Annotated in this window: 24 protein-coding genes and 1 rRNA gene; 18 read left to right on the top strand and 7 right to left on the bottom strand. The window is 72.0% G+C overall.

Annotated features, from left to right (window positions below; translation table 11 throughout):
• The 10 genes from rrf to ACIRS4_RS24160 all read left to right on the top strand — a co-directional run.
• Positions 1 to 88 (top strand): 5S ribosomal RNA (gene rrf, locus ACIRS4_RS24205); the annotation flags it as partial.
• A gap of 61 nt (positions 89 to 149) precedes the next feature.
• A complete protein-coding gene (locus tag ACIRS4_RS24200; RefSeq protein ID WP_404199486.1) occupies positions 150 to 794 on the top strand; it encodes an HAD family hydrolase in 645 nt (214 codons plus the stop codon).
• Between the two features lie 69 nt (positions 795 to 863).
• On the top strand, positions 864 to 1,709 hold the full coding sequence (locus tag ACIRS4_RS24195) for a VC0807 family protein (protein ID WP_404199483.1): 846 nt from the start codon (positions 864 to 866) through the stop codon (positions 1,707 to 1,709).
• Between the two features lie 66 nt (positions 1,710 to 1,775).
• Entirely contained in the window at positions 1,776 to 3,005 is a 1,230-nt protein-coding gene (locus tag ACIRS4_RS24190) for an MFS transporter (protein WP_404199481.1), read from the top strand.
• A complete protein-coding gene (locus tag ACIRS4_RS24185; RefSeq protein WP_404199478.1) occupies positions 2,956 to 4,128 on the top strand; it encodes an acetoin utilization protein AcuC in 1,173 nt (390 codons plus the stop codon). The genes ACIRS4_RS24190 and ACIRS4_RS24185 overlap by 50 nt, the downstream gene beginning before the upstream one ends.
• 266 nt (positions 4,129 to 4,394) lie before the next feature.
• Positions 4,395 to 5,210 carry a phosphatase gene (locus ACIRS4_RS24180; protein WP_404199476.1) on the top strand — a complete coding sequence of 272 codons (816 nt, stop codon included), beginning with the start codon at positions 4,395 to 4,397 and terminating at the stop codon, positions 5,208 to 5,210.
• 134 nt (positions 5,211 to 5,344) lie between these two features.
• Entirely contained in the window at positions 5,345 to 5,554 is a 210-nt protein-coding gene (locus ACIRS4_RS24175; protein WP_404199473.1) for a helix-turn-helix domain-containing protein, read from the top strand.
• 153 nt (positions 5,555 to 5,707) lie between these two features.
• The gene (locus tag ACIRS4_RS24170) at positions 5,708 to 5,806 is read left to right on the top strand and encodes a 30S ribosomal protein bS22 (protein WP_003948845.1); all 99 of its coding nucleotides are present in this window, start codon (positions 5,708 to 5,710) and stop codon (positions 5,804 to 5,806) included.
• Positions 5,807 to 6,054: 248 nt separating this feature from the next.
• On the top strand, positions 6,055 to 7,116 hold the full coding sequence (locus ACIRS4_RS24165; RefSeq protein ID WP_404199470.1) for an NAD-dependent epimerase/dehydratase family protein: 1,062 nt from the start codon (positions 6,055 to 6,057) through the stop codon (positions 7,114 to 7,116).
• Between the two features lie 14 nt (positions 7,117 to 7,130).
• Positions 7,131 to 8,201 (top strand): lysophospholipid acyltransferase family protein, encoded by a 1,071-nt coding sequence (locus tag ACIRS4_RS24160; protein WP_404199467.1) that lies wholly within the window; start codon positions 7,131 to 7,133, stop codon positions 8,199 to 8,201.
• A gap of 136 nt (positions 8,202 to 8,337) precedes the next feature.
• Here the strand turns inward: ACIRS4_RS24160 and ACIRS4_RS24155 are convergent, their stop codons facing one another.
• The 3 genes from ACIRS4_RS24155 to ACIRS4_RS24145 all read right to left on the bottom strand — a co-directional run bounded on the left by ACIRS4_RS24155 (position 8,338) and on the right by ACIRS4_RS24145 (position 11,948).
• Positions 8,338 to 9,588 carry a DUF5667 domain-containing protein gene (locus tag ACIRS4_RS24155; RefSeq protein ID WP_404199464.1) on the bottom strand — a complete coding sequence of 417 codons (1,251 nt, stop codon included), beginning with the start codon at positions 9,586 to 9,588 and terminating at the stop codon, positions 8,338 to 8,340.
• Between the two features lie 243 nt (positions 9,589 to 9,831).
• Positions 9,832 to 10,659, bottom strand: coding sequence for an ECF subfamily RNA polymerase sigma factor, BldN family (locus tag ACIRS4_RS24150; protein ID WP_404199461.1), 828 nt, complete (start codon positions 10,657 to 10,659; stop codon positions 9,832 to 9,834).
• Positions 10,660 to 11,039: 380 nt separating this feature from the next.
• Complete coding sequence (locus ACIRS4_RS24145; protein ID WP_404199458.1) at positions 11,040 to 11,948, bottom strand: HAD family hydrolase; 909 nt, start codon at positions 11,946 to 11,948, stop codon at positions 11,040 to 11,042.
• A 162-nt stretch (positions 11,949 to 12,110) separates the two neighbouring features.
• Here ACIRS4_RS24145 and ACIRS4_RS24140 point away from each other — a divergent pair, with 162 nt between their 5' ends.
• The 6 genes from ACIRS4_RS24140 (at position 12,111) to hemB (ending at position 19,124) form a co-directional block, all read left to right on the top strand.
• A complete protein-coding gene (locus tag ACIRS4_RS24140) occupies positions 12,111 to 12,389 on the top strand; it encodes a glutaredoxin family protein (protein WP_404199455.1) in 279 nt (92 codons plus the stop codon).
• Positions 12,390 to 12,788: 399 nt separating this feature from the next.
• The gene (locus ACIRS4_RS24135) at positions 12,789 to 13,553 is read left to right on the top strand and encodes a redox-sensing transcriptional repressor Rex (protein ID WP_130440740.1); all 765 of its coding nucleotides are present in this window, start codon (positions 12,789 to 12,791) and stop codon (positions 13,551 to 13,553) included.
• The gene (locus ACIRS4_RS24130) at positions 13,550 to 15,331 is read left to right on the top strand and encodes a glutamyl-tRNA reductase (RefSeq protein ID WP_404199451.1); all 1,782 of its coding nucleotides are present in this window, start codon (positions 13,550 to 13,552) and stop codon (positions 15,329 to 15,331) included. Before ACIRS4_RS24135 ends, ACIRS4_RS24130 begins: the two co-directional genes overlap by 4 nt.
• Positions 15,328 to 16,299, top strand: a complete 972-nt coding sequence (gene hemC / locus ACIRS4_RS24125; protein ID WP_404199448.1) for a hydroxymethylbilane synthase — start codon at positions 15,328 to 15,330, stop codon at positions 16,297 to 16,299. The genes ACIRS4_RS24130 and hemC overlap by 4 nt, the downstream gene beginning before the upstream one ends.
• Complete coding sequence (locus ACIRS4_RS24120) at positions 16,296 to 18,005, top strand: uroporphyrinogen-III synthase (RefSeq protein WP_352245154.1); 1,710 nt, start codon at positions 16,296 to 16,298, stop codon at positions 18,003 to 18,005. The genes hemC and ACIRS4_RS24120 overlap by 4 nt, the downstream gene beginning before the upstream one ends.
• 126 nt (positions 18,006 to 18,131) lie before the next feature.
• On the top strand, positions 18,132 to 19,124 hold the full coding sequence (gene hemB / locus ACIRS4_RS24115) for a porphobilinogen synthase (RefSeq protein ID WP_404199445.1): 993 nt from the start codon (positions 18,132 to 18,134) through the stop codon (positions 19,122 to 19,124).
• A 22-nt stretch (positions 19,125 to 19,146) separates the two neighbouring features.
• Here the strand turns inward: hemB and ACIRS4_RS24110 are convergent, their stop codons facing one another.
• Positions 19,147 to 19,896: a DUF4232 domain-containing protein gene (locus ACIRS4_RS24110; protein ID WP_404199442.1), complete on the bottom strand. Its 750-nt coding sequence runs from the start codon at positions 19,894 to 19,896 to the stop codon at positions 19,147 to 19,149.
• Positions 19,897 to 20,092: 196 nt separating this feature from the next.
• On the opposite strand from ACIRS4_RS24110, the gene ACIRS4_RS24105 reads away from it, so the two are divergent.
• Positions 20,093 to 21,481, top strand: coding sequence for a helix-turn-helix domain-containing protein (locus ACIRS4_RS24105; RefSeq protein ID WP_404199439.1), 1,389 nt, complete (start codon positions 20,093 to 20,095; stop codon positions 21,479 to 21,481).
• Between the two features lie 164 nt (positions 21,482 to 21,645).
• Entirely contained in the window at positions 21,646 to 22,887 is a 1,242-nt protein-coding gene (locus tag ACIRS4_RS24100; RefSeq protein WP_404199436.1) for a PLP-dependent aminotransferase family protein, read from the top strand.
• A gap of 6 nt (positions 22,888 to 22,893) precedes the next feature.
• On the opposite strand, the gene ACIRS4_RS24095 is transcribed toward ACIRS4_RS24100, so the two are convergent.
• The 3 genes from ACIRS4_RS24095 to ACIRS4_RS24085 all read right to left on the bottom strand — a co-directional run bounded on the left by ACIRS4_RS24095 (position 22,894) and on the right by ACIRS4_RS24085 (position 26,742).
• A complete protein-coding gene (locus ACIRS4_RS24095) occupies positions 22,894 to 23,691 on the bottom strand; it encodes a DUF4253 domain-containing protein (RefSeq protein ID WP_404199434.1) in 798 nt (265 codons plus the stop codon).
• A 54-nt stretch (positions 23,692 to 23,745) separates the two neighbouring features.
• Positions 23,746 to 25,515 carry an arginine--tRNA ligase gene (gene argS / locus ACIRS4_RS24090; protein WP_404199431.1) on the bottom strand — a complete coding sequence of 590 codons (1,770 nt, stop codon included), beginning with the start codon at positions 25,513 to 25,515 and terminating at the stop codon, positions 23,746 to 23,748.
• A gap of 75 nt (positions 25,516 to 25,590) precedes the next feature.
• Entirely contained in the window at positions 25,591 to 26,742 is a 1,152-nt protein-coding gene (locus tag ACIRS4_RS24085) for a hypothetical protein (RefSeq protein ID WP_404199428.1), read from the bottom strand.
• Between the last annotated feature and the right edge of the window lie 7 nt (positions 26,743 to 26,749).

Raw genomic sequence — 26,749 nt, 5'->3', positions numbered from 1 at the left:
CGGTTACATTTCGAACCCGGAAGCTAAGCCTCACAGCGCCGATGGTACTGCAGGGGGGACCCTGTGGGAGAGTAGGACGCCGCCGAACAATCATTGGGAAAACCCCCGCACCTCACGGTGCGGGGGTTTTCTGCGTTTAGGGTCTGTATATGCCCTACGAATTGGTGATCTTCGACAATGACGGTGTCCTGGTGGACAGTGAGCCGATCTCCAACCGGCTGCTGGCCGCTTATCTCACGGAGCTCGGGCATCCCACCTCGTACGAGGACTCCGTTCGTGACTACATGGGCTCCGCGATGCACCGGATCCACGACCTGGTCCTGGAGCGCACCGGCGAGAGACTGCCGGCGGAGTTCGACGACGTGTTCCACCGGCGGGTGTTCGAGGCGTTCGCGCGGGAACTGCGGCCGGTGGAGGGCGTCGTGGGCGTGCTGGAGAAGCTGACCGCCGGCGAGGCGCCCTACTGTGTGGCGTCCTCGGGGAGCCATGAGCGGATCCGGGTGGGGCATCGGACGACGGGGCTCGACCGGTGGTTCGAGGAGTCGCGGATCTTCAGTGCGCAGGACGTGGGGAAGGGGAAGCCGGCGCCCGACCTGTTCCTGCACGCCGCAGAGAGGATGGGCGTCGCGCCCGCCCGCTGCGTGGTCGTGGAGGACTCCCCGCTGGGCGTGCGGGCGGCTGTCGCGGCCGGGATGGACGTGTACGGGTTCACCCGGATGACACCCGCCGCCGACCTGGCGGACGCCACCCGACTCTTCTCCGACATGAGCGAGTTGACGGCGCTGCTCGACTGACATCTGTCATACGGAGCTCCGGACGATCGTCTCTGGTGGCCGGCCCCCGCCGGCGGCGAAGCTGAGGGCATGACGACGAACTCGGTTTCCCAGGGCCGGAACACGAAGCAGAACACGAAGAAGAACTTCGCGCCGCTGATCGTGGACGTGGCGATGCCGATCGGTTCGTACTACCTGTTCAAGGACGGCTTCGGGATGAGCACCTTCGCGGCGCTCGCGTGGAGCAGCGTCGGGCCGGCTCTGCGGACCGCGTGGAGCGCGGTCAAGGAGCGCAGGACCAACGCGCTGGCGGGGCTGATCCTCGTCGTGAACGTGGTGTCGCTGCTGCTGAGCTTCGTCTCCGGCGACCCGCGGCTGATGCTCGCCAAGGACAGCGCGGTCAGCAGCACCATCGCGGTCGGCATCCTCCTCTCCGTGGCGCTCGGGAAGCCGATGATGACCGCGGGGATGAAGCCCTTCCTGGTGAAGGCGGACGCGGCCAGGGAGGCCGCCTGGGAGCGGCTGGCCTCGGGCGGCTCGGTCCGCTCGGCGGACTTCCTGCGCCGGGAGCGGATGTTCTCCGTGGTCTGGGGTGTGGTGCTGTTCGCCGAGTGCGTGGTGCGGGTGGTCGGGGCCTACACCGTCCCCGTGGACACCATGGTGTGGCTCGGCGGGGTCGTCATGGCGGTCTCGATGGTGGGCGGGTTCCTCGTCAGCGGTGCTCTCGGCGCCGGACCGATGGGGGCGATCCTCGCCGCCGAGCTGAAGCACGCCGAGCTGAAGCACGCCGAGCTGAAGGACGCCGAGCTGAAGGACGCCGAGCTGAAGGACGCGGTGCCGGCCACCGCCGAGCCGACGGACCCGGGAGTGAAGAACGCGCCGGAGAACGCGGCCGAGATCCGAGAGCCCGAGCTCGCTCTCCAGGCCGCCCGGTAAACCTGAGGGAAACTCACCTTTGGCTGGATCTACCCACGATCACCTCGGGGCCCTACGCTCGCCGCCATGACAGACGTACTGCGGCGGGGCAGGGCCTCGTTGGCGTTCAGCTTCTTCGCACAGGGAGTGGCCTTCGCTCTCCTCGTGACGAGGATTCCGGCCGTCCAGGACCGGTACGGCGTCTCCGACGCCCTGCTGCCCGCCTTCCTCGCCGCGGTGCCCGTCCTGGCCGGCGTCGGCAGCGTGACCACGGAGCGATTGGTGCGGCGGATACCGCCCAGCCGGGTGCTGCGTTGGTCCCAGCCGGTCGTGCTGCTGGCGTTGCTCGGGGTCGGGCTGGGGGAGCGGATGGCCGAGCTGGGCATCGCGCTCGCGGTGTTCGGTCTCGCCGTGGGCGCCCTGGACGCCTCGATGAACATGCTCGGGGTGAGTCTCCAGCGGGCGTACGCGCGCAGCATCATGCTGAGTTTCCATGCCGCGTACAGCCTGGGCGGGATCGTCGGGGCCTCGCTGGCGTGGGCGGGGGCGCACTGGCATCTCACGCTGTGGGTGTCGTATCTGCCGGTGGTGGCGGTGCTGTTGCCGGGCGTGCTGGTGGGGAGTCGGTGGTACGTCGACGGGGACTCCCACGCCGGCTCCGCATCGGCGCCGGCGGAGGCCGGGCGGGGCGGCGAGGGGGGACTCGTCTTCCGGACGCTGTTGCCGCTGTGCCTGGTGATGACCTTCGCCTACATCGGGGACTCGACCGTCTCCAACTGGAGTGCCAAGTACCTCCAGGACGTGCTGGGGAGTTCGGAGCAGCTCGCGACCGTCCCGTACAACGTCTACATGGTGACCACGCTGCTGGGGCGGGCCATCGGGGACTTCGGGGTGCGGCGGTTCGGGGCCGTGGTGGTGGTGCGGCTGGGGGCGACGGTGGCGGCGCTGGGGTTCGGCGTGGTGGCCCTCGCTCCGGGGGCGTGGGCGGGGATGGGCGGGTTCACGCTGGTGGGCCTCGGACTGTGCGTGCTGGTGCCGCAGACGTTCGCCGCGGCGGGGCGGCTGTTCCCCGGGGCGTCGGACGCGGCGGTCGCGCGGCTCAACGTCTTCAACTATGTGGGTTTCCTGGTCGGCTCGCCGTTGGTGGGGGCGTTGGGGGACGCGTGGAGCTATCGCGGTGCGATGGCGGTGCCGATGGTGTTGGTGCTGGTGACGTCGGTGTACGCCCGGTCGTTCGCGCCTTCGCCGGACCGATACGGTGGCGGGCATGAGCGGCCGCGCACAGCTGATGTGGGACGAGGCAGTAACGGGCTATGACTTCGGTCCGGACCATCCGATGGATCCGGTCCGGCTGGCTCTGACGCGACGACTGGTCGACGCCCTCGGTCTCGACCGTGAGATGCGGATCGTGTCGGCCAGGCCGGCGGGGGATTCGACGCTGCGGCTCGTCCACCGGGAGGACTACATCGCGGCGGTGAAGGCGGCCTCGCTGGATCCGGGAGCCGCGGACACCTCCTACGGGCTGGGGACGATGGACGATCCGGCCTTCGCCGGGATGCACGAGGTGTCCTCGCTGATCGCGGGACTGTCGGTGGGGGCGGCGGAGGCGGTGTGGCGGGGGGAGGCGCTGCACGCGGTGAACTTCGCGGGCGGGCTGCACCACGCGATGCCGGGCGGCGCTTCGGGGTTCTGTGTCTACAACGACGCGTCGCTGGCCGTCGCGCGGCTGCTGGAGCTGGGCGCGGAGCGGGTCGCGTACGTGGACGTGGACGTGCATCACGGGGACGGTGTGCAGGCGGCGTTCTGGGAGGACCCGCGGGTGCTGACGATCTCGTTGCACGAGCATCCCCGCACGTTGTTCCCGCAGACCGGGTGGCCGGAGGAGACGGGCGCGGACTGTGCGCAGGGGTCGGCGGTGAACGTGGCGCTGCCGGCCGGGACGGGGGACGCGGGGTGGCTGCGGGCGTTCCACGCGGTGGTGCCCGAGCTGATCGCCGACTTCCGGCCGGACGTGCTGGTCACTCAGCACGGGGCGGACACGCACTTCGAGGATCCGCTGGCGCATCTGGCGGTGTCGTTGGACGCGCAGCGGGCGGTGCAGGTCGCGTGCCACGACCTGGCCCATGAGCATGCCGGGGGGAAGTGGGTCGCGCTGGGCGGGGGCGGTTACGCGGTGGTGGACGTGGTGCCGCGGTCCTGGGCGCATCTGGTGGGCGTGGCGGCGGGGGCGCCGGTGCCGCCGGAGACGGTGATCCCGGAGGGGTGGCGGCAGGAGGTCTTCGCCCGGACCCGGCAGTTGGGGCCGATGCGGATGACCGACGGGCGGTGGCCGGTGGAGTGGGCGGACTGGGAGGCGGGGTACGACCCGGCGGACCGGCTGGACCAGGCGGTGCTGGCCACCCGGCGGGCCGCCTTCCCGCTGCGTGGCTTGCTGGCGTAGCCGCGCCGGGCCGACCGGCCCCTGGGCGATTCCTTAAGGGCGGTCCCGTAATCCCGGGCGGGCGGGCGACGACAGCTACGGCACTTCGCCGTGTTGTCGGAACGTCCGCATACATCCGGTATGCGGACGTCCCTCCGCCTTGCGATGCACCGCATCCGACGCCGCACGCTGATCCGCCAGGGATTACGGGACAGCCCTTAGGCCGACCGTGTCCACTTGCCCTGTTTCCCGCGCTCGGCGCGGCCGGGTCCGTCAGCATCGCTGGCGTGTCGAGTTCCGGGGGTCTTCGGGCGCATCTGCTGGCTGCTCGGTTGGCGGGGGTGGTGGCCACCTCCCGGGAGGAGAGTCTGCGGAGCTATCGGTTGTTCGCGGCGCGCGATCCCCGGGTATTGATCGGACTCGATCCCGAACGGGCGTGGAGTCAGCGGGATGTGATCGAGTTGATGGCGGCCAAGTGTGGGGTTTCGGCCGATCCTCGACTGACGTCGGGGCATGATGTGATCGACCCCGGGCGGACGATCGCCGCCCTGGGCGTCTTCGCGGAGCGGCTCGCCTCGGTCGCCCAGCGTGGCGCTCCGGTGCTGCTGGGGACCGGCCACCCGCACCGGCTGCTCGGTTTCTACGCCGGGCTCGCGGACGCTTTGTCGGCGGCGGGATGTGCTGTCCTCACCCCGGCGCAGGGTCGCTGTGTCGACATAACGACCCGGTTCGGTCTACGCACGTACAACCTCGACTACGTACGCGGTGTCGGGTTGGTGCGGGAACCGGAGAGCGAGCGCCCCGGTGGTGCGACCGGCGCGCACACCCATTCCCCCCTCCCGGTTCGACTGGCGCTGGCGGCGGCCGCGGAGGGCGGCGGGCCGCTGCCGGAGTTGGTGATCGGTGACCATGGATGGGTCTGCGGGGCAGGTCAGCTGGGGTTCGAGGCGATGGGGCCGGCGGACACGGACGATCCCGCGCTGTTCGTCGGAGAGGCCGAGGGGTCGGTGTCCGTGGCCGTTCCACTTGACGACGCCGTGCGGTCTGGTCACTACCGGCCGCTGATCCGCTACGTACTCGATCGGGCGTCTCTGTCACAGTAGTCCGGCGGCGGGTGCACCTCTTCCCCACTCGCATCACCCGCCCCTACATTGGGGAGTGAGCACGCAGCGACGAAGAGTCACCGGAAGGGGAAGCCGGTGGCCGTCGAGTCGAGTGCGGAAGGTTCAGGTGTGTCATGGCTGCTGACCAGAGGCCTCTGAGCGAGGTTCAGTTCCTTACCGTGGCGGAAGTCGCCTCGGTGATGCGAGTGTCGAAGATGACCGTGTACCGGCTGGTGCACAGCGGTCATCTGCCCGCGATCCGGGTGGGGCGGTCGTTCCGTGTCCCCGAGAACGCGGTTCACGAGTACCTCCGCGAGAGCTACGTGGGGGTGGAACCCGTCTGACCGACGCGGTGGGGGAGCCGGCCCAGGGCACTTCGCCGGCCCCTCACGCCCTCGATTACGAGCTCAGCGCTCGGGCGGGTAGGCTAGCCCCTCGTAGGTCGTATGGGCCCATGTCGCCCAGCACCGAGTGATGAGAAGTGAGCGAGGGTAGTCGTGGGCTCTGTAATCAAGAAGCGGCGCAAGCGGATGGCCAAGAAGAAGCACCGCAAGCTGCTCAAGCGCACGCGCGTTCAGCGTCGCAACAAGAAGTAAGTTCGCGACGCGAACCGCGAGAGCGTGTGTGGCCCCCCATCCTTGACCGGTGGGGGGCCACACGTATAGCGCGACGTCCGCGGGGCGAGCGCGCGCCGGGAGGCCTGGCCGGTCTCGTCACTTCGTGCGTCGGGCGGTCGTCACAGCGCGACATCGACCCGATAGGTTGGCCCGCGGGCGGGGAACGCGGCAGGGTACGAGCAGTGCAGCAGTTCAGGCCGGACCGAAACGGAAGGAAGGCGCTGATCTTGGGCAAGGTCGTGCTCGTGACCGGAGTGGCCCGGCAGTTGGGGGGCCGGTTCGTACGCCGGATCCTGCGGGACCCCGGGGTCGAGCGGGTGATCGCCGTGGACGCCGTGCGGCCCGAGCACCATCTCGGCGGGGCCGACTTCATCCAGGCCGACATCCGCCAGCCCACCATCGCGCGGGTGCTCGCCGAGACCGGCGCCGACACCGTCGTCCACCTCGACGTGACGGCGACCGCGCTGGGCAGCGGGAGCCGGACGGTGGTCAAGGAGACCAACGTCATCGGGACGATGCAGCTGCTCGGCGCGTGCCAGAAGTCGCCCAGTGTGAAGCGGCTGGTGGTGAAGTCCAGCACCAACGTCTACGGCTCCGCGCCGCGTGATCCTGCCGTGTTCACCGAGACCAACCCGGCCAAGGCCCTGCCCAGCGGCGGGTTCGCGAAGGACACCGTCGAGGTCGAGGGGTATGTGCGCGGGTTCGCCCGGCGGCGGCCCGACGTCGCCGTGTGCGTGCTGCGGTTCGCCAACATCCTCGGGCCGACGGCCGAGACGCCGCTCGCCTCGTACTTCAAGCTGCCGGTGCTGCCCACCGTGCTCGGCTACGACCCGCGGCTGCAGTTCGTGCACGAGGACGACGTGATCGAGGTGCTGCGGATCGGCTCGCACGAGCCGGCGCGGGGCACGCTGAACAGCGGCACGTTCAACATCGCCGGGGACGGCGTGCTGCTGCTGTCGCAGTGCTCGCGGCGACTCGGGCGGCCCACGGTGCCGCTGCTGCTCCCCGCCGTCACCTGGGCGGGATCGCTGGTGCGTACGCTGGGTATGACGGACTTCTCGCCCGAGCAGATCCGGCTGCTCACGCACGGCCGGGTGGTGGCCACGGACCAGATGCGCGAGACGCTGGGATTCACACCGAGATACACCACCGCGGAGGCCTTCGCGGACTTCGCACGCAGCCAGGGGCCGGGTCTCCTGCCCCCCGAGGCCCTTGCGGGGGCCGTCGACCGGATCGCCGCGCTGCCCCTCACGGGCGGCGGCCACCCCCCGACTCAGAGCGCCAACTGAGGAGCGCATCAACGATGGCGGACGCCAAGGTCATTCCGTTCGACGACGACCGGTCCCGCGCGGGCGCCGCGCAGCGGCCGTCGCGGCGCCGGAGCGCGGGGAGCCGGCGCACGACCGGCGAGCCGGCGCCGGTCCTCGAGATCGGCGAGGCCGCTGCGGGGAGCACGGCGGGACCGGTCCAGCCGCTGCCCGGGGCGGACGCACAGGACGGCAGCCGGGCGGCCGGTGAGCCCCGGGAGGACGGCGGCGGCCTGGAGCGGCGCATCGCGGGCGGGCTGTCGTTCCTGCGCCGCCGGCTGACGGGCGACTACGAGGTCGACGACTTCGGTTACGACGAGGAGCTCACCGACCAGGTCCTGATGTCGCTGCTGCGGCCGGTGTACGAGAAGTACTTCCGGGTCGAGGTGAAGGGCGTCGAGAACATCCCGGCCGAGGGCGGCGCGCTGATCGTTGCCAACCATTCCGGGACGCTGCCGCTGGACGGCCTGATGATGCAGGTCGCCGTGCACGACCACCATCCGGCGAATCGTCACCTCAGGCTGCTGGCCGCGGATCTCGTGTTCGTGCTGCCGGTCGTCAACGAGCTGGCGCGCAAGCTGGGGCACACGCTCGCGTGCGCGGAGGACGCCGAGCGGCTGCTCGGGCAGGGCGAGTTGGTCGGGGTGATGCCTGAGGGCTTCAAGGGCATCGGCAAGCCCTTCAGCGAGCGGTACAAGCTCCAGCGGTTCGGCCGGGGCGGATTCGTGTCCACGGCGCTGCGCAAGGGCGCTCCGATCATCCCCTGCTCGATCGTCGGGGCGGAGGAGATCTACCCGATGATCGGCAACGCCAAGACCCTCGCACGGCTGCTGGGGTTCCCGTACTTCCCGCTGACGCCGACCTTCCCCTGGCTGGGGCCGTTGGGGGCGGTGCCGTTGCCGACGAAGTGGACGATTCAGTTCGGTGAGCCGATTCCGACGGACGGCTATCCGCCGGAGGCGGCGGAGGATCCGATGCTGATGTTCAACCTGACGGACCAGGTGCGCGAGCAGATCCAGCACACGCTGTACAAGCTGCTGGTGCAGCGGAGGTCGGTGTTCTTCTAGGGCCTGTCTGACAAATCCCCGTCGTCCGCCCGCAGAGCAGGCGGGGATTTGTCAGACAGGCCCTAGGGCGCTGACGGCTGTGGGGGCGCTCTTTCGGGAAGGGCGCCCCCACAGCCGTACAACGAGCTCGGGCCGGTCAGTCCGTGTCGTCGCCGTTGATGCCCAGGCCCGGGAGGAGGCCCGGGAGGAGGGGCGGGACGGTGACGTCGGGCTGGGTGGGCAGGCCGGCGGACGGCGGGCTGATGTCGGCGCTCTGGGGCGGGTCGAGCAGGCCGCCGGTGTTGCCGCCGAGCAGTCCGTCGTCCTCGGTGCCACTGGCGGACGGGTCGCCGGAACTGCCGCTGCCGCCGCTGGGGCGGTCCGCGCCGGGGGTGGTGTCGCCGGTGCTGGGGGCGGAGGAACGGTCGGCGCCCGAGGCGCCGGGGGACGCCGTGTCCGTACCCGTGCCGGTACCCGTGCGCTGCCGTCGGCCGTCCTGGGCGCCCCCCTGGGCGGGTGGCTGGGGGAGCAGGGACTGCAGCGGGGCGACCTCCTGGTCTATGGCGTCGAAGACCGACGACACCTGCTGACTGACGTCCCCGAGCTGCACGGGCAGCTTCTCGCGCAGGTCGCCCCAGACGTCGCGGTGCGAGCGCGAGAAGGCGGACAGGGCCTGGATGGGGCCCAGGGAGTCCGGGTCGCGCTGGTACGCCTCGTGCAGCAGCCGGTGGCCCTCGGAGGCGTCGTGCTGCATGCCGGACAGGGCACGCCGGATCTCGCCGAGGGACTCGTGGTCGAGCGGCGCGCCGCCGCGGCCGCGCTCCATCAGCCGGCGGGCCTCGCCGAGCCGGGTGGAGGCCTGGTCGAGGTAGGCCCGGCCGCGCTCGCCGTCGCCCTCGGCGAGATAGTTGAGCTTGAAGTCCTCGATGCCGCGCTTGAGCCCGTACAGGGAGTCGCCGGGCAGGGCGTCGGAGCTCGCGGCGGCGACGCCGCCGAACGCTCCGGCGGCCACGCCGACGCTGAGCCCGCCCGCGGTGAGGCCCTTGGCGAGCCGTGAACGCGGTCGGAGCTTGCTCAACGGGGTCGCCCGGTGCGATCCCCGCGCGCGGGACCGCTGTTCGGGTACCGATGCGTCCTCGCCCGCGGCGCCCGCCTTCAGCATGGCCTCCATCGCGGCGACCAACTGGGCGCGCTGGACGACCTTGACCTCGGGGTCGAACTCCGGCTGGGGCAGCTCGGCGAGACTCGTCGCAAGGGCCAGGAGGCGGCCCTGCTCGGTCTGGTCCGCAGCGGCCGGGGCCGGTGCCGATCCTTCGGACTGCTCGGCCGCCGTGCCCTGGTCGGACTGCTCCTCCAGGGCCTGGGCGAAGGCGTTCGCCCGCCGGTGCGCCGATACGTTCGCGATCACTGGCGGCACCTCCTCTCGTCATGACGGTCGGCTCCCCGGGGGTTCGGGGGGTTGCACGCCCGCGACCGCTTCCACACGATCAGGTGATCGGGGAGGGCCGGGACGTGACCACAGGGAGCCTGTATCCCGCACAACGACTGGCGTGGCACTTGGGTTACGGACTGCGGATGATCGGATGGGGAAGTCAACGGACTTTCACCGAACGTGAGTTGAGGTGGCCGACAGTAGGCGGAGGCGGCGGGGTCAGCGGACGTCGTCGGGGAGGAGCCGGGCGAGCGTACGCACGGCCCGGTACTGGAGCGTCTTGATGGCGCCCTCGTTCTTGCCCATCACACGGGCGGTCTCGGCGACGGACAGCCCCTGCAGGAAGCGCAGCGTGACGCATTCCTGCTGCTGGGGGTTGAGCCGGCGTACGGCGTCCAGCAGCGCGGCGTTGGAGAGGGACTCCAGCACGGAGTCCTCGGGGGAGCGCTCGACCTCGTTGGCGTCGAGCATCTCGCCGGTGGTCACCTCCAGCCGGAAGCGGCTGGACTTGAAGTGGTCGGCGACGAGGTTGCGGGCGATGGTGACGAGCCAGGCCCCAAAGTCGCGGCCCTGCCAGGTGAAGGTCCCGATCCGGCGCAGGGCGCGCAGGAACGTCTCACTGGTGAGGTCCTCGGCGGTCGCCTTGCCGCCCACCCGGTAGTAGATGTACCGGTACACGGTGTCGCTGTACTGGTCGTACAGCCTCCCGAAGGCTTCGGCCTCGCCGGCCTGGGCGCGCTCGACGAGGTCCATCATCCGGGCGCTGTCGCTGTCTGCGGCCGGCCGGCGGGCGGTGGCCGCGCCGGTCGCGCGTCCCCGGCGGCCGGCCGTGCGTCCGTCGCCCGACCGCCGCCCCTCGACGACGCTGCGCGCCGGCGCCTGCTCCAGGCCGTCGGCCAGTGCGTAGCACGGCCCGTTCGGAGCGGCGGCGAAGGCGGGGACGGCGTACGCGGTGGGGACGAAGCCGCGCAACAGGTCCTGGACCGTAGCGACCTTTGCGCGCAGCGTAGCCAGGCCCGAGGTGTCAACCCCGACGTGTGGGTACACGGGACTCCCAGAGGCAGAGCTTCCATCACGTGCAGTGCGGGACCTTTCACCCGTCGTAGCGACGGAGGGGTACCGGTTTGCGTCTGAGGAGAATAACGCTTCGTACAGGCGCTGCTACACCGAGTTGCTCAAAGTGTCGATTACATCGCCTCTGTAGCCGATTGTCGCTCGATCAAGTTGCGCGAAGTGACCGACTGTTGATCGGAACGGTTCGAGTTTCCGGTCGCTCCGGGGCGTGTTGTGGCGGTGCGCGGACAACGGCCGTCGTCCGCGCGCGCTTCGGGGCGGCACCGGCCGGACCGACGGCCTCCGGTCAGGGTGTGCTGGTCAGGGCCCTCCGGTCAGCGGGGCGGCTGGTTGACGCGCCGGTCGACCGCGCGTCAGCGGCGTCGGCGGTGCAGGGCGATCGCCGCCGCGGTGCCGCCCGCCACCGCTCCCACCCCGGCGGCCGCCGGGATGCCGACCTTGGCCGCCTTGCGGCCCGTGCGGTAGTCGCGCAGGCGCCAGTCCAGGTCCCGGGCGTGCCTGCGGAGCTTGGCGTCGGGGTTGATGGCGTAGGGGTGGCCGACGAGGGAGAGCATCGGGATGTCGTTGTGGGAGTCGCTGTAGGCGGCGCAGCGGGAGAGGTCGAGGCCCTCCGCCGAGGCCAGGGCGCGCACCGCCTCCGCCTTGGCCGGGCCGTGCAGCGGCTCGCCCACCAGCTTGCCCGTGTAGACGCCGTCCACCGACTCCGCGACCGTGCCCAGCGCGCCGGTCAGGCCGAGGCGGCGGGCGATCACCTGGGCGATCTCCACGGGCGCCGCCGTGACCAGCCACACCTTCTGTCCGGCGTCCAGGTGCGCCTGGGCCAGCGCCCGGGTGCCGGGCCAGATGCGCTCGGCCATGTACTCGTCGTAGATCTCCTCGCCGATCGACTGGAGTTCGCTGACGCGGTGGCCCTTGACGATGGAGAGCGCCGAGTCGCGGGCCTCCTGCATGTGTTCCGGGTCCTCGACGCCGGCCAGCCGGAACCACGCCTGCTGCCAGGCGAACCGGGCGAGCTCGCGGGTTTCGAAGAACTTCCGTTTGTACAGGCCACGGCCGAAGTGGAAGAGGGCGGCGCCCTGCATCACGGTGTTGTCCAGGTCGAAGAAGGCCGCGGCCTTCTCGTCGCCGTGGACGGGGAACGGTGTTTCGTCCTGGGTGTCCTGACTGGACTTGCGGGCGGCCTCCGCCGAGGCCTCGCCTGCCAACACGCTCCGCGCCGTGGCGGAGCGCCTACGGGGAGTGAGCCATCCGAGAGCGGCCATGGCGTGAGCATAGCCAGTTCATCCGGTGGTTCCGGAGTCACGAGGTTTGAACGCTGTGAACTCTCCACGACCGTGTCGTTAAAGAAGTGGGGTGGGGCCCGGGGAAAGCGGAATCGACAGCTACGGCGGCCGCCCGCGCGTCGCCGGGCGAGAATGGCTGACATGAGTCCCCTCTTCCGACGTAAGGGCCCCGCCCCGCAGGACCGGCTGGTGACGTTGATCGGCAAGCCGGGCTGTCATCTGTGCGATGACGCACAGCTCGTGATCGAGAAGGTGTGCGCCGAGCTCGGCGTGCCGTGGGAGAAGCGGGACATCACCGAGGACGCGCGGCTGCACGACCAGTACTGGGAGCAGATCCCGGTGGTCCTGGTCGACGGTGAGCAGCACACCTTCTGGCGGGTGAACGAGGAGCGGCTGCGCAGGGAGTTGACGGGCGGGTGACGGGCGGGCGACCGTCGAGGGGCCGGTGAGCGGCCGGTGGGCCGGCGCCTCCGCGTCGGCGGGCGGATGCCGGCGGTTCGGCGGGCCGGGCGGTCGATGATCGACAACTGACCGACCAGTCCAAGTGGTCGGCAAAGTCGCTTAGGATCGACGGTGACCAGGTCTCGGGGGCGGGATTCGTGAGGAGAGTGTGCGGTTTTGCCCCCGGTAGTAAAGGAGCGCGAGCGCGTCAGCGCCGCTTCTCCGTGCATACGCCGGGGGCGCGTGACCCCGGTCACGTTGGCCGGGCAAATCGGACACCATCTTTGTGCACGCGTTCACAAAGACATAGCCTGCTTTCGACGGGGCGGTCTGGGGACGTATGACCGCCTGCAGCCCCGCTCTACCCGCAGGAGCACCGTGGCAACTGGCCGAACTCACCGACCGGCGACCCGTAGCCGAGGGATTCCCGAGGCCACCGTCGCCCGGCTTCCGCTGTACCTCCGCGCGCTGACCGCGCTGTCGGAGCGCTCGGTCCCCACCGTCTCCTCCGAGGAGCTCGCGGCCGCGGCGGGGGTCAACTCCGCGAAGCTGCGCAAGGACTTCTCCTACCTGGGCTCCTACGGGACGCGCGGGGTGGGCTACGACGTCGAGTATCTCGTCTACCAGATCTCCCGTGAGCTCGGCCTCACCCAGGACTGGCCGGTAGTGATCGTCGGCATCGGCAACCTCGGCGCGGCGCTGGCCAACTACGGCGGGTTCGCCTCCCGCGGCTTCCGGGTCGCGGCCCTCATCGACGCCGACCCCGCGATGGCCGGGAAGCCGGTCGCCGGGATCCCGGTGCAGCACAGCGACGAGCTCGAGAAGATCATCAGCGACAACGGCGTGTCGATCGGCGTCATCGCGACCCCGGCGGGCGCCGCCCAGCAGGTGTGCGACCGGCTCGTGGCCGCCGGCGTCACCTCCATCCTGAACTTCGCGCCGACCGTGCTGTCCGTCCCCGACGGGGTCGACGTGCGCAAGGTCGACCTCTCCATCGAGCTGCAGATCCTCGCCTTCCACGAGCAGCGCAAGGCCGGCGAGGAGGCCGCGTCCGGCGACGGCGCGGGCCCCGCGCCCACGCCCCGGCGCGCGTCCGCCGACCAGGGCCCTGACGGGGACGTCCCCGCCGTGATGCCGGCATGAGTCTCCTCGTCGTGGGACTGAGCCACCGCACCGCTCCGGTCAGCGTGCTGGAGCGCGCCTCGCTCTGCGCGGACGCCCAGTCGAAGCTGCTCCAGGACACGCTCGCCGCGGAGCCGGCCGCCGAGGCCGCGGTGCTCGCCACCTGCAACCGCATCGAGCTCTACGCCGACGTGGACAAGTTCCACGCCGGTGTCGCCGAGCTGTCCACGCTGCTCGCCCAGCACAGCGGGGTCGGTCTGGAGGAGCTCACGCCGTACCTGTACGTGCACTACGAGGACCGCGCCGTCCACCACATGTTCTCGGTGGCCTGCGGTCTGGACTCGATGGTCGTCGGCGAGGGGCAGATCCTCGGCCAGATCAAGGACTCGCTGGCCCGAGCGCAGGAGCTGCACACCGCCGGACGGCTGCTGAACGACCTGTTCCAGCAGGCGCTCAGGGTCGGCAAGCGTGCCCACTCCGAGACCGGCATCGACCGCGCCGGCCAGTCCCTGGTCACCTTCGGCCTGGAACAGCTGGCCGCGGGCGGGGACGTGAGCGCGTGGGCCCGCGGCAAGCGCGCCCTCGTCATCGGCGCCGGCTCCATGTCCTCGCTGGCGGCGGCCACGCTCGCGCGGGTCGGCGTCACCGAGGTCGTCGTCGCCAACCGCACCTTCGACCGCGCCGAGCGCCTCGCGCACCTGCTCGAAGAGCAGTACGGGCCCAGCCTCGCCGAGGCGGGGGAGCCGGGCCTGACGGCCCGCGCCGTCCCGATGGAGGCGGTGCGGCATGAGCTGACACGTGCCGACGTCGCCGTCTCCTGCACGGGGGCGACGGGGCTCGTCCTCACGGCGGACACCGTCGCGTCGGCGGTCGAGGGCCGCACCGGAGCGCCCGTCGCCTTCACCGAGGACGTGCCCGCGCAGGATTCTGCGCGGGCCGGTGTGCGTCCGCTGCCGAGCGCGCCCGTGGGCGCCGCCGGCGCCGACGACAACTGCCCGCTCGACCTGCAGGCCGTGCAGCAGTCCGGCTTCTCCGTGATGGGGGAGGCCGCCGTGGCCGGCATGGACGCGGCGACGCTGGAGCAGCACGCCGCCTGGGTCGCCGGCGCGGGCGTGGACCGCAGGGAGGCCGCCCGCCGGCCCGAGGCCGACGCCGAGCTGATCGCCGCGCTCGCCGCGACCGCCGCCACGCTGGGCCGGGTCCCCGAGCGCCGCAGGCCCGAGCCGGCCGCCGCGCCCGTACGGCCGGAGCCGGTGCTGTTCGTGCTGGACCTCGCCATGCCGCGGGACGTCGACGCGGCCGCGCACCGGCTCGCCGGGGTGCGGCTGGTGGACATCGAGTCGCTCGCCGAGGTGTCCGCGGACGCTCCGATGGCCTCCGACGTCGACCAGGTCCGACGGATCGTCGCCGACGAGGTCGCCGCGTTCGGCGCGGCGCAGCGGGCCGCGCACATCACGCCGACCGTGGTCGCCCTGCGTACCATGGCCGCCGACGTCGTGGCCGGCGAGATCGCCCGGCTCGAGGGGCGGCTGCCCGGCCTGGACGACAAGCACCGCGCCGAGATCACGCAGACCGTGCGGCGGGTCGTCGACAAACTGCTGCACGCGCCGACCGTGCGGGTCAAGCAGCTCGCGGCCGAGCCCGGCGGCGCCGGGTACGCGGACGCGCTGCGGACCCTGTTCGACCTCGACCAGGAGGCGGTGGCCGCCGTCTCGCGGGCGCGGGAGGACACGGGGACGGACGGCGACCCCAGCAACGAGATCACCGAGAACCACGCCAAGAACCGAGGGCCGGCATGAGTACGAAGGCACTGAGGCTCGGGACCAGACGGAGCAAGCTCGCCATGGCCCAGTCAGGGCAGGTGGCGGACGCCGTACGCCGGGTGACCGGGCGGCCCGTCGAGCTCGTCGAGATCACCACCTACGGCGACACCTCCCGCGAGCACCTCGCGCAGATCGGCGGGACCGGAGTGTTCGTCACCGCGCTGCGCGACGCGCTGGCGCGGGGCGAGGTCGACTTCGCGGTCCACTCGCTGAAGGACCTGCCGACCACGCAGCCCGAGGAGCTGGTCCTGGCCGCCGTACCGGTGCGCGAGGACCCGCGCGACGTGATCGTCGCCCGGGACGCGCTGAAGTTCACCGACCTGCCGCGCGGGGCGCGCATAGGCACGGGTTCGCCGCGCCGGATGGCGCAGCTGAACGCGTACGCGCGCGCCCACGGGCTGGACATAGAGACGGTCCCGATCCGGGGCAACGTCGACACGCGGATCGGTTTCGTCCGGGACGGTGAGCTGGATGCCGTCGTCCTGGCCGCCGCCGGACTGAACCGGATCGGGCGTAGTGACGAAGTGACCGATTTCCTGTCGGTCGACACGGTTCTGCCCGCCCCCGGCCAGGGGGCACTGGCGATCGAGTGCAGGGCGGGCAACTCCGCCCAGGACGCAGCTCTGATCGCAGCGCTCGGCGAGCTCGACGACCCGCTCACCCGGGCCGCCGTGACCGCCGAACGGTCACTGCTCGCCGCCCTGGAGGCCGGTTGCAGCGCCCCAGTGGGTGCGCTGGCCGACAACCTGGCCGACGGGCAGATTGTCAAGGAAATGCGCCTGCGCGGCGTCGTCGGCACGACCGACGGTTCGCGCACGGTGCAGCTGTCCACCACCGGTCCCGTGCCCGACACGCACGACCGGGCAATGGCGCTCGGTCGCGAACTCGCCGCCGAGATGCTTGCCCAGGGCGCGGCCGGTCTGATGGGGGAGCGAGCACAGTGAGCCCCACCGCCCTTCCTGCCGCCGCCGTTCCTGAGCACGGGCACGTCACCTTCCTCGGTGCCGGACCCGGGGATCCGGGACTGCTGACCCTGCGCGCCGTGGAGGCCCTGGCCCACGCGGACGTCCTCGTCGCCGAGCACGAGGTGCTCGACGTCGTCCGGACGCACGCCCGGCCGGGTGTCACCGTCGTGAACGCGGAGACCGGCCCTTCGCCGGATCCGCTTCCGGGCACGGTCGCGCCACTCGCCGCGGTCGTTGACGGCGCGTCAACAACCGTTGCTGATCCCGCGGTGCGGGATGCCGCACATCTTGTCATGGAGGCCGCGCGCGGCGGCAGGCGGGTGGTGCGTGCGGTGTCCGGGGACCCCGGACTCGACACGTACGCGGCGGAGGAGATGCTCGCCTGCGCCGCGGCCGGCGTGCCCTTCGAGGTCGTTCCCGGCGTCGCCGCCGCGGTCGGCGTGCCCGCGTACGCGGGTGTGCCGCTGCGGGACGCGCAGGGCGCGGACGTCCGGTTCGTGGATGCCCGTACCGCCTCCGACCGGTGCTGGACCGAGGTCGGCGCGTCGGACGGCACGGTCGTGGTGTCGACGACCCTCGACTCGGTCGCCGCGGCGGCCGGCGAGCTGGTGTCCGCCGGCCGCAAGCCCGACACCCCGCTGACGGTCACCGTCGCCGGTACGACGACCCGGCAGCGCACCTGGTCGGCCACGCTCGGCACGATCGCGCAGACGCTGAAGCAGGCCAAGGTGCTGCCCTCGCCCGAGGGCGGCCGGCCGGTGATAGCCGTGGTCGGCGAGCGTTCCGCCCCCGCCCAGCGCGACCAGCTGGCGTGGTTCGAGTCCAAGCCGCTGTTCGGCTGGAAGGTGCTCGTGCCGCGCACGAAGGAGCAGGCGGCGTCGCTCTCCGACCAGCTGCGGTCCTACGGCGCCGTGCCGCACGAGGTGCCGACGATCGCCGTCGAGCCGCCGCGCACGCCCCAGCAGATGGAGCGGGCGGTGAAGGGCCTGGTCACGGGCCGCTACGAGTGGATCGCCTTCACCTCGGTGAACGCCGTCAAGGCGGTCCGGGAGAAGTTCGAGGAGTACGGCCTCGACGCGCGGGCCTTCGCCGGGATCAAGGTCGCCGCGGTGGGTGAGCAGACCGCCAAGGCGCTCATCGCCTTCGGCGTGAAGCCGGATCTGGTGCCCAGCGGTGAGCAGAGCGCCGCCGGTCTGCTGGAGGACTGGCCGCCGTACGACCCGGTGTTCGACCCGATCGACCGTGTGTTCCTGCCGCGGGCCGACATCGCCACCGAGACGCTGGTCGCCGGTCTCATCGAGCTCGGCTGGGAGGTCGACGACGTCACGGCCTACCGGACCGTTCGGGCCTCGCCGCCGCCGGCGGAGACGCGGGAGGCGATCAAGGGCGGTGGCTTCGACGCCGTGCTCTTCACGTCGTCCTCCACGGTCCGCAACCTGGTGGGCATCGCCGGCAAGCCGCACAACGTGACGGTGATCGCCTGCATCGGCCCGGCGACCGCGAAGACCGCCGAGGAACACGGTCTGCGCGTCGACGTCATGGCACCCGAGCCGTCCGCGCTGAAGCTGGCGGAGGCCTTGGCCGACTTCGGCGTCCGCCGCCGGACCGCGGCTCTGGAGGCGGGCGACCCGGTCACCCGCCCGAGCGAGCGCCGTCCGGGCGCCCGGCGCCGCCGGGCCACCTGAGGACAGGCCGTACGGCCCCGCCCCGAGTCGTCGGGTGCGGGGCCGTCCGCGTCTCCCGTGCGGTGGGCGGCGAAGCCGACCCGGCGTCGGTAAAGGGGCTGCCGGGGCGGGCGTAGCGTAGTGCGCATGACGAAGTACGGATCCTTTCCCGGTACGCGTCCCCGGCGGCTGCGCACCTCCTCCGTGATGCGGCGCATGGTCGCCGAGACCCGGTTGCATCCGGCCGACTTCATCCTGCCCGCGTTCGTGCGGGAGGGCGTGAGCGAGCCGGTGCCGATCCAGGCGATGCCCGGGGTCGTGCAGCACACCCGGGACAGTCTGAAGAAGGCGGCCGCCGAGGCGGTGGCGGCCGGGGTCTCCGGGATCATGCTGTTCGGGGTGCCGGAGGAGTCGAAGAAGGACGCGCTCGGGACGCCGGGGACCGATCCGGACGGGATCCTCCAGGTGGCGATCCGGGACGTGCGGGCCGAGGTCGGGGACGACCTGCTCGTCATGTCCGACCTGTGCCTGGACGAGACGACCGACCACGGGCACTGCGGCGTGCTGGACGCGGAAGGGCGCGTCGACAACGACGCCACCCTGGAGCGGTACGCCGAGATGGCCCAGGTCCAGGCCGACGCGGGCGCCCACGTGGTCGGCCCCAGCGGGATGATGGACGGGCAGATCGGCGTGGTCCGGGACGCCCTGGACCAGATCGGGCGGGAGGACGTCGCGATCCTCGCCTACACCGCCAAGTACTCCTCCGCCTTCTACGGGCCCTTCCGGGAGGCGGTCGGGTCCTCGCTCAAGGGGGACCGCAAGACCTACCAGCAGGACCCGGCCAACCTGCGGGAGTCGCTGCGCGAGCTCGCGCTGGACCTGGAGGAGGGGGCCGACATGGTGATGGTCAAGCCGGCCGGCCCCTACCTGGACATCCTCGCGCGCGTCGCCGACGCCGTGGACGTGCCCGTCGCCGCCTACCAGATCTCGGGCGAGTACTCGATGATCGAGGCCGCCGCCGAGAAGGGCTGGCTCGACCGCGACCGGGCCATTCTGGAGACGCTGACCGGCATCAAGCGGGCCGGGGCGCGGAACATCCTCACCTACTGGGCCACCGAGGCGGCCCAGAAGATCCGGTGAGGCGGGCGCTGCCTGCCGAGGGTCACCACTCGAGGGCGTCGGCCATGTCCTGCTGCCAGTACGTCACCTGCAGCGAGCTGTCGTAGTACACGCCGCCGGCAGGCAGGGAGGGCTTCGCCACCGCGCCGCCGTCGCTGTTCGGCGTGCGTCCCTGGAAGCCCACCGTCAGCTTCTTCGCCGTCATGCCGCCCTCGCCGCTGCCGTCGGCCGCCGCCAGCAGGACGCCCGCGTAACCCGACTCACCGGGGGAGAGGGTCGTCACCGCCTGCGGCCGGGTCTCCTCCGCGGCCTGCGGCGCCCACTGCATCTCCTCGAAGCGCAGCACGGGGTGGTAGGTGAGGTCGCAGACCTTGCTGCCGGTGTTGGTGACCGTGATCAGCATGTGGTTCAGGGGGCGCGGGACCGGCTTGGCGGTCACCTTGGTGTTCGAGCCGTTGCACAGGACGCGGTTCTCCGGGGCGTTCGGGTCCGTGTCCTTGCCCTTGCCCTGCGGGGCGGTGACGGAGGTCTGCTTTCCGGACGTGCCGCCGGCGGGCTTCGCGTGCGAACCGGTGCCGGAGCCCGTGTCGGTGACCGTGCTCGTGCCGGAGTCCGTCGTCGTGCCCGTGGCCGCAGCCCCCGTGTTCCCGGGCTGCGGGGTGACCGCCGACGACACCGGCGTCGACGCGCCCTCGGTCTTCGTGTCCGTGCCGTCCTGGCACGCCGTGAGGGACAGGGCCGCGACGGCGGCGATCGCAGGGGCGAAGAGGGGGTTGGTGCGGCGGATGCGCATGGTGAAGACCCGTTCTTGGAAAGGTGGTTGGCGCAGGCTGCTCGACCGGCCGGCGGGAGCTGCGTGCTTGGATGACCTCAGCATGTGGGGTGATCCGTCCCGGCCGCCACGTCCGGCGGGCGATCAGGGACGCTGGAACGGACACAACGCATCTGAGCTGGGAAAACAAACCATCCCTGGAACGCAGGGGTGGGACATGGGGGGTGGACGAACGGTGTCTGCGGCGGACTTCGCTGAGCTGTTGCGGGAGTTGAAGGACCGGTCCGGGCTCAGCTACGGAACGCTCGCGAGACGGCTCCACATGAGTACGTCGACCCTCCACCGCTACTGCAACGGGGACGCCGTCCCCACCGACTACGCTCCGGTGGAACGGCTCGCCCGGCTCTGCAAGGCGACGCCCGCGCAACTGGTCGAGCTGCACCGGCAGTGGGTGCTGGCCGACGCGGGGCGCGGCAGGAAGGGGAGCGAGGCGTCGGGCGGCGCGGGCGGTGCCGCCGCGCCGGCCGCCGGCGGTGGCGCGGTGAGCGGGACCACCGTGACCGCGGACGCGGTCGACGGGCACGGCGACGACGGGGCGGACGCGGCGACCGAGGTGCTCGACAGGCCGATGCGGGACCCGGGCGGTCCCGAGGGCGACGGCGGGGCGCACGACACCGGCGTACGGCGTCGCACACGCCTCCTCGCCGTCGTCGGCGCCGCCACCGCCCTCGGGGCCGTTGCCCTCGCCCTCTCCCTGAGCCTGCCGGGCGGCGACCGGGACGCCGGTGACGCGCGTCCGGCCGGCGCAGCGTCCGCGCCAGAGGCGGTGAGCGGCTCGCCGTCGGCCTCCGCCCCGTCCCTCTCCCCTTCCCCTTCCTCCGTCTCGCCCTCGCCCTCGGCTTCGACCGCGTCGCCGTCCGGCTCCCTGACGCCGTCGCGCCACGCCCGTGGAGGCGCCGCGGGGGCGGCCCCCGACCCCGGCGCGGCCGCGCCGCCCTTCACCGTCGACGTCCGTTCGCACGCCTGGATCGATCCCTGCTCCCAGCGGTACCTGATCGACAGGGAGCCGGACCGGGTCGCGCCGCCGCCGCTCGAACAGCATGCGCCCGCCTGGGTCGCCGCGCACGGTGCCGTGCCCTCGGGGCAGCAGATGGTGGCGGTGACCGTGCAGGGGGCGGGGGACGAGACCGTCGTCGTGAACAGCCTGAGGGTCCGCACGGTGGAGAAGCGTTCACCGCTCGCCTGGAACGACTACGCCATGGGGTACCCGGGTGTCGGCTGCGGCGGCGGCATGCCGAAGCGTCACTTCTCCGTCGCCCTCGACGCGGCGCGGCCGAGTCCGGTGCCGGACGCGGGGTCGGAGGACTTCCCGTTCACGGTGAGCGAGTCCGACCCGGAGATCTACTACATCAGCGCCGACGCCTCCGCGTACGACGTGAGCTGGGTGCTGGAGCTGTCCTGGTCCAGCGGGCCGCGGCGGGGGACGCTGATCGTCGACGACCACGGCAAGCCGTTCCGCACCAGCGGCAACAACGGGCGGCCCGCCTACGAGTTTCCGGTCGGCGGTTCCGCGTGGGGCCGGGCAGGGGCTTCCCCGACGCCGTAGGAGTCGCACGGCACGGGCCTTCGTCGCGCCGCCCTTCCAGGACCGTGAGGACGTCCCACGGCTCGCCTCACGTCCGGATCGTGGAAAGCAACGTGTAGACGGCATGCACTTCCCTAGGCTGCGGGACGCGAGGCGTGCGCCCCCGCAGCCGAAGGAGCCGTGCCATGACCGTCGTCCCAGCCGACACCCCAGCCCCCGCCGAGGCGGCGTCGACTGCCGGTCCCGCCGCGCCCGTTCCAGCTCTCGCCGCGCGCACCCTCGCCGTCGGCGGGTCGCCCGTGCGGGACATCCTGGCCGTCACCGCCCGGCCCGAGGTGATCAACTTCGCGGGCGGGCTGCCCGCGCCGGAACTGTTCGACCGGCAGGGCGTCGCCGACGCCTTCCGGCACGTGCTGGAGGAGACGCCCGGGAGGGCACTGCAGTACTCCACCACCGAGGGCGAACCGGCGCTGCGTGAACCGCTGGCGGCGCGCATGTCCGCGCGGGGGCTGCCGACCGATGCCGACGACCTCCTCGTCACCGCCGGTTCGCAGCAGGCGCTGTCCCTCCTGGCCGCCGCGCTCCTCGACCCGGGTGACACCGTCCTCGTCGAGGACCCCTGCTACCTCGCCGCCCTCCAGGTCTTCGGCCTCGCGGGCGCCCGGATCGTCCCGGTGCCCGGCGACGCGGACGGCCCCGACCCCGAGGCGCTGGCCGACCTGGTGGTCCGTGAACGCCCCAAACTGCTCTACACCGTCCCCACCTTCCAGAACCCCACCGGCCGCACCCTCCCCGCCGAGCGCCGTGCCGCCCTCGCGGCGGTCGCCGCCCGCCACGGCCTGTGGATCGTCGAGGACGACCCCTACGGCGAACTCCGCTACGAGGGCGAGCGCGTCCCCTGGATCGCCGCCCACCCCGACGCCCGCGACCGGACCGTGCTGCTCGGCTCCTTCTCCAAGGTCATGGCCCCCGGTCTGCGGCTGGGCTGGCTGCGCGCCCCGGCGCGGCTGCGGCGGGCCTGCGCGGTCGCCAAGCAGGCGGCAGACCTGCACACCCCGACCGTCAACCAGCTCGCCGCCGCCCGCTACCTGGCCGTCGCCGACCTCGACGCGCATGTGGCCCGCGTCGCCGGCGTCTACCGCGAGCGCCGGGACGCCATGCTCGCCGGACTGCCCGAGGCCCTCCCCGAGGGCTCGGTCTGGAACCGGCCCGAGGGCGGCATGTTCCTGTGGGCCCGGCTCCCCGACGGCCACGACACGGCCGCCCTGCTGCCCGCGGTGGTCGCGCACCACGTGGCCTACGTCCCCGGCGCGCCCTTCCACGCCGGTGAGCCCGACCCGTCGACGCTGCGGCTGTGCTTCGTGACGCAGACCCCCGAGGAGATCGCGGAGGGGCTCAGCCGGCTGGGCCGGGCGCTCGGCGCGTAGTGCCGGTCAGTCCCACCAGAACGTCCAGGAGCGTTCCCCCACGAGGTCCTTCGCGTACTCCCGCAGACTCCGGTCGGCGAAGTTGTCGGGGCAGAAGGCGTAGTGCTCCGCCGCCAGCGCCTCGGCGTCGTCGGGCGTGGTGGGCGGCGCGGCCACGGAGACGGTCAGCACGGCGAAGCCGAGGGCGACGACGCGTATCCGGAAGCGGTCCTCCCAGGACCGCAGGACCGCGCAGAGCCGGGCCACGTCGTTGTCATGGTTGAGCGGCCCGCACCAGCCGACGGCCGCCGGCACATCGGCGGAACGGCGGGCCGGGACGAGGGCCAGCCGGGGCTCCTCGATCCCGGGGCGGGAGCCGTCGCAGAGGGCGTCCGCGAGCCGCGCGGCGGCGACGGCCGGGTCGACGATGAGGGAGGGGGCGGGCGCGAGGCCGGGCCAGTCGGCGCCGTCGCCGTCGGTGACGTCGCCGGGCTCGCATTCCTCCCAGTACTCGGCTAGGACCTCCTCCGCGTCGTGATCACCGGGGTAGGAGGCCAGCCGCGGAGCCAACTCCCAGCCCTCGGGCCCGCCTTGAGGGCCGCCCACCTCGACGAGCACGGGCAGCAGTCCCGCGCGGGCCGCCGGCCCGCCCAGCGCCGCCCAGTTCCCGGCGGACGCCGGCTGCTGCGCGCACCACAGCAGCGGCTCGTGCCACGCCCCCGCGTCCGTCGTGTCGATCAGCCGGCCCGGCGGCAGCCGGAGACCGAGGGTGCGACCGCTCGGGTCGGAGGCCAGCCGGGGCAGCGGGTTGGGAAGAGTCGCCATGACGGGGACTGTAGGGGCCGCCACTGACAACCGGTCACCGGCCCGGCGGCGCCGTCAGAGCTTGTCCGGGGTGCGGATGCCCAGGAGGGCCATGCCCCGGTGGAGGGTGCGGGCCGTCAGGTCGACGAGGAACAGACGGTTCTCCTTCTGCTCCCCGGTCTCGGCCTTCAGCACCGGGCACTGGTCGTAGAACGTCGTCAGGTGCGAGGCCAGCTGGTAGAGGTACGAGGCGAGCTTGTGGGGCTCGTGCGCGGCCGCGACCTCCAGGACCGTCTCCCCGAACTGGTCCAGGTGCAGACCCAGCGCCCGCTCGGCGGCCGCGAGTTCCAGCTCCGGGTGGGGAGTGGGGGTCGCGCCCTCGGACTTGCGCAGGATCGACTGGATACGGGCGTACGCGTACTGGAGGTACACCGAGGTGTCGCCGTTGAGCGAGACCATCTGGTCCAGGTCGAACTTGTAGTCCCGGACCGCCGACGTCGACAGGTCGGCGTACTTCACCGCGCCGATCCCGACGTGCCGGCCGTTCTCCTCGATCTCCTGCTCGGTCAGGCCGACCTTCTCCGCCTTCTCCCGCACGACGGCCGTGGCCCGCTCCACCGCCTCGTCGAGGAGGTCGACCAGCTTCACCGTCTCGCCCTCACGGGTCTTGAACGGCTTGCCGTCCATGCCCAGCACCGTGCCGAAGGCCAGCTGGAAGGCCTTCACGTCGTCGTTGAGCCAGCCCGCCCTGCGCGCCGTCTCGAAGACCATCCTGAAGTGGAGGGACTGGCGGGCGTCCACGACGTAGAGGAGCGAGTCCGCCTTGAGGTTGAAGACGCGGTCGCGGATCGCGGAGAGGTCGGTCGCCGCGTAGCCGTAGCCGCCGTCCGACTTCTGCACGATCAGCGGGACCGGGTTGCCGTCCGGGCCCTTGACGTCCTCGAAGAAGACGCACAGCGCGCCCTCGGAGCGGACCGCCACGCCGGACTCCTCCAGGAGGCGGCAGGTCTCGGCCAGCATGTCGTTGTACCCGGACTCGCCGACGATGTCCGCGTCCCGGATCTCCATGTCCAGCTTCTCGAACACGGAGAAGAAGTAGATCTTCGACTCGTCGACGAACTTCTGCCACGCGGCGAGCGTGCGCGGCTCGCCGGCCTGGAGGTCGACCACCCGGCGACGCGCCCGCGTCTTGAACTCCTCGTCGGAGTCGAAGACCTTGCGCGCGGCCTTGTAGAGGCGGTCGAGGTTGGACATCGCCTCCTCGCCGCTCACCTCGGCGTCCTTGTGGTCCAACTCGTGCGGGTGCTCGTCCAGGTACTGGATGAGCATGCCGAACTGGGTTCCCCAGTCGCCGATGTGGTGCCGGCGCACCACCGTCTCGCCGGTGAACTCCAGGAGTTGGACCGCCGCGTCCCCGATGACGGCCGAACGCAGGTGGCCGACGTGCATCTCCTTGGCCACGTTCGGCTGGGCGTAGTCGATCACCGTCGTGCCCGGGTGCTCGGCGTACGGGACGCCGAGCCGGCCGGTGTCGTCGGCGTAGCGCGCGGCGAGGATCTCCGTGATCGCCCTGTCCGTCACGGTGATGTTCAGGAAGCCGGGGCCCGAGACCTCGACGTCCTTGATCACCTCACCGGTGACGATCTCGGAGACCACCTTCGTCGCCAGTTCCCGCGGGTTCGCCTTCGCCTTCTTGGCCAGCGCGAGGATGCCGTTGGCCTGGAAGTCGGCCCGGTCGCTTCGTCGCAGCAGCGGGTCCGCGCCGGCGGCCTCCGGCAGGGTGGCCGAGAGGGCGGACGCGAGGTGCTGCTGGACGGAGTCGCTGAGGGACGTGACCGAGGCCATAGGAGGGGTGCCGTTCTCCTCGTGGAATGGGTGGACCCCGTCAGTATCCCATGGGGGGCAAACCGGTTTTCTGGCTCACATGTGCCTGCCCCGCTCCCTGCGCCGGCCGCGGCTCAGCAGCACGACGGCGCCCCCCGTCAGGACCAGTGCCGTGGCGGTGGCGGCGGTCGCGGCGACCGGACCGCCGCCGGTCCGGGCGAGTTGCCCGCCGCCGCCCTGCGGGGAGGCCTGCGAACCGCCCGCCGGGGCGGTGGACGAGGGGGCGGACGACGCCGAGGGCGTCGGCGTGGCCGCGGGGGAGGACGCCGGCGGCTTGGACGGGGTGGGCTTCACCGTCGGTTTCGGGGAGGCGGGGGACCCCTTGGCGATGTCGAAGACGAGGACGGCCTTGTCGTTCGACGGATTCGAGTCGAGCGGGCTCAAGGCGTAGAAGGAGGCCGGCACCTCGTACCTCGTGCCTGCGGCCTTCTTCGGGAATTTCCAGGTGAAGGGGAAGGTGACGGTCTCGGCCGGGGCGAGCTCGCGGAAGACGTCGCAGATCAGCTCGCCCGGATCGGCCCAGCAGTTCTTGTCGTAGTCGGTCGCGGGCCAGTAGTCCCAGCCCAGGGAGAAGCGCACGGCCTCGAGCCGGACGGAGCCGGGACCGTGGTTGGTCACCACGAGCTCGGTCTTCACGCGCTCGCCGACCGGCGTCCTGCCCGAGGGCGCCTTCCACTTCATTCCGAGATCGGCGGGCTTGCAGACGGTGACCTTGCCCGTCGCGGTGTTGTTCTCCGGCTTGGCGTCGACCGTGTCGCCGAGGTCGGCGGTGGTGGTGAACCTGAGCTCCGTCCCCGGCGCGACGTCCGCGCCGACCTTGACGACCACCTGCGCCGAGACGTCCGACTTCCCGTCCTTCGCCGCGCACTTCACGCTCCGGCCGTCGGCGGAGGGCGTGCAGACGGCGTCGGCGGCGTCATGGCCGGTCCGGACGTAGGTGACGCCCTGAGGGAGCGTCAGGGTGAGCCCGAGCCGGGTCACCCGACCCGTCATGAGGTCGGCGATCGCCCGTACGTCGAAGGTCCCGCCGGGCGTGGTGACCTCGTGGTCGAAGTACTGCCTGGCCTCCACGTCGACCGGATCGGCGCCCGGCGCCGCGTGCGCCCCCGTCGACGTGGCGGTCAGCAGTGACAGCGTCGCCGCCGCCGCTCTGGCGGACAGGCGTCCCCATCGTGCGCGCGTGTGCAATGTTCCC

The organism is Streptomyces sp. NPDC101166 (assembly GCF_044768125.1).
Taxonomy (GTDB): Bacteria; Actinomycetota; Actinomycetes; order Streptomycetales; family Streptomycetaceae; genus Streptomyces.
Note: the sequence above shows the minus strand (reverse complement) of the source record. Positions and strands in the feature narration are given on the sequence as shown.

Coding starts and splice junctions, on each gene's coding strand:
- ACIRS4_RS24200 (WP_404199486.1), top strand. CDS start 150: ATGCCCTACGAATTGGTGATCTTCGACAATGACGGTGTCCTGGTGGAC.
- ACIRS4_RS24195 (WP_404199483.1), top strand. CDS start 864: ATGACGACGAACTCGGTTTCCCAGGGCCGGAACACGAAGCAGAACACG.
- ACIRS4_RS24190 (WP_404199481.1), top strand. CDS start 1,776: ATGACAGACGTACTGCGGCGGGGCAGGGCCTCGTTGGCGTTCAGCTTC.
- ACIRS4_RS24185 (WP_404199478.1), top strand. CDS start 2,956: ATGAGCGGCCGCGCACAGCTGATGTGGGACGAGGCAGTAACGGGCTAT.
- ACIRS4_RS24175 (WP_404199473.1), top strand. CDS start 5,345: ATGGCTGCTGACCAGAGGCCTCTGAGCGAGGTTCAGTTCCTTACCGTG.
- ACIRS4_RS24160 (WP_404199467.1), top strand. CDS start 7,131: ATGGCGGACGCCAAGGTCATTCCGTTCGACGACGACCGGTCCCGCGCG.
- ACIRS4_RS24145 (WP_404199458.1), bottom strand. CDS start 11,948: ATGGCCGCTCTCGGATGGCTCACTCCCCGTAGGCGCTCCGCCACGGCG.
- ACIRS4_RS24140 (WP_404199455.1), top strand. CDS start 12,111: ATGAGTCCCCTCTTCCGACGTAAGGGCCCCGCCCCGCAGGACCGGCTG.
- ACIRS4_RS24130 (WP_404199451.1), top strand. CDS start 13,550: ATGAGTCTCCTCGTCGTGGGACTGAGCCACCGCACCGCTCCGGTCAGC.
- hemC (WP_404199448.1), top strand. CDS start 15,328: ATGAGTACGAAGGCACTGAGGCTCGGGACCAGACGGAGCAAGCTCGCC.
- hemB (WP_404199445.1), top strand. CDS start 18,132: ATGACGAAGTACGGATCCTTTCCCGGTACGCGTCCCCGGCGGCTGCGC.
- ACIRS4_RS24110 (WP_404199442.1), bottom strand. CDS start 19,896: ATGCGCATCCGCCGCACCAACCCCCTCTTCGCCCCTGCGATCGCCGCC.
- ACIRS4_RS24105 (WP_404199439.1), top strand. CDS start 20,093: ATGGGGGGTGGACGAACGGTGTCTGCGGCGGACTTCGCTGAGCTGTTG.
- ACIRS4_RS24100 (WP_404199436.1), top strand. CDS start 21,646: ATGACCGTCGTCCCAGCCGACACCCCAGCCCCCGCCGAGGCGGCGTCG.
- ACIRS4_RS24095 (WP_404199434.1), bottom strand. CDS start 23,691: ATGGCGACTCTTCCCAACCCGCTGCCCCGGCTGGCCTCCGACCCGAGC.
- argS (WP_404199431.1), bottom strand. CDS start 25,515: ATGGCCTCGGTCACGTCCCTCAGCGACTCCGTCCAGCAGCACCTCGCG.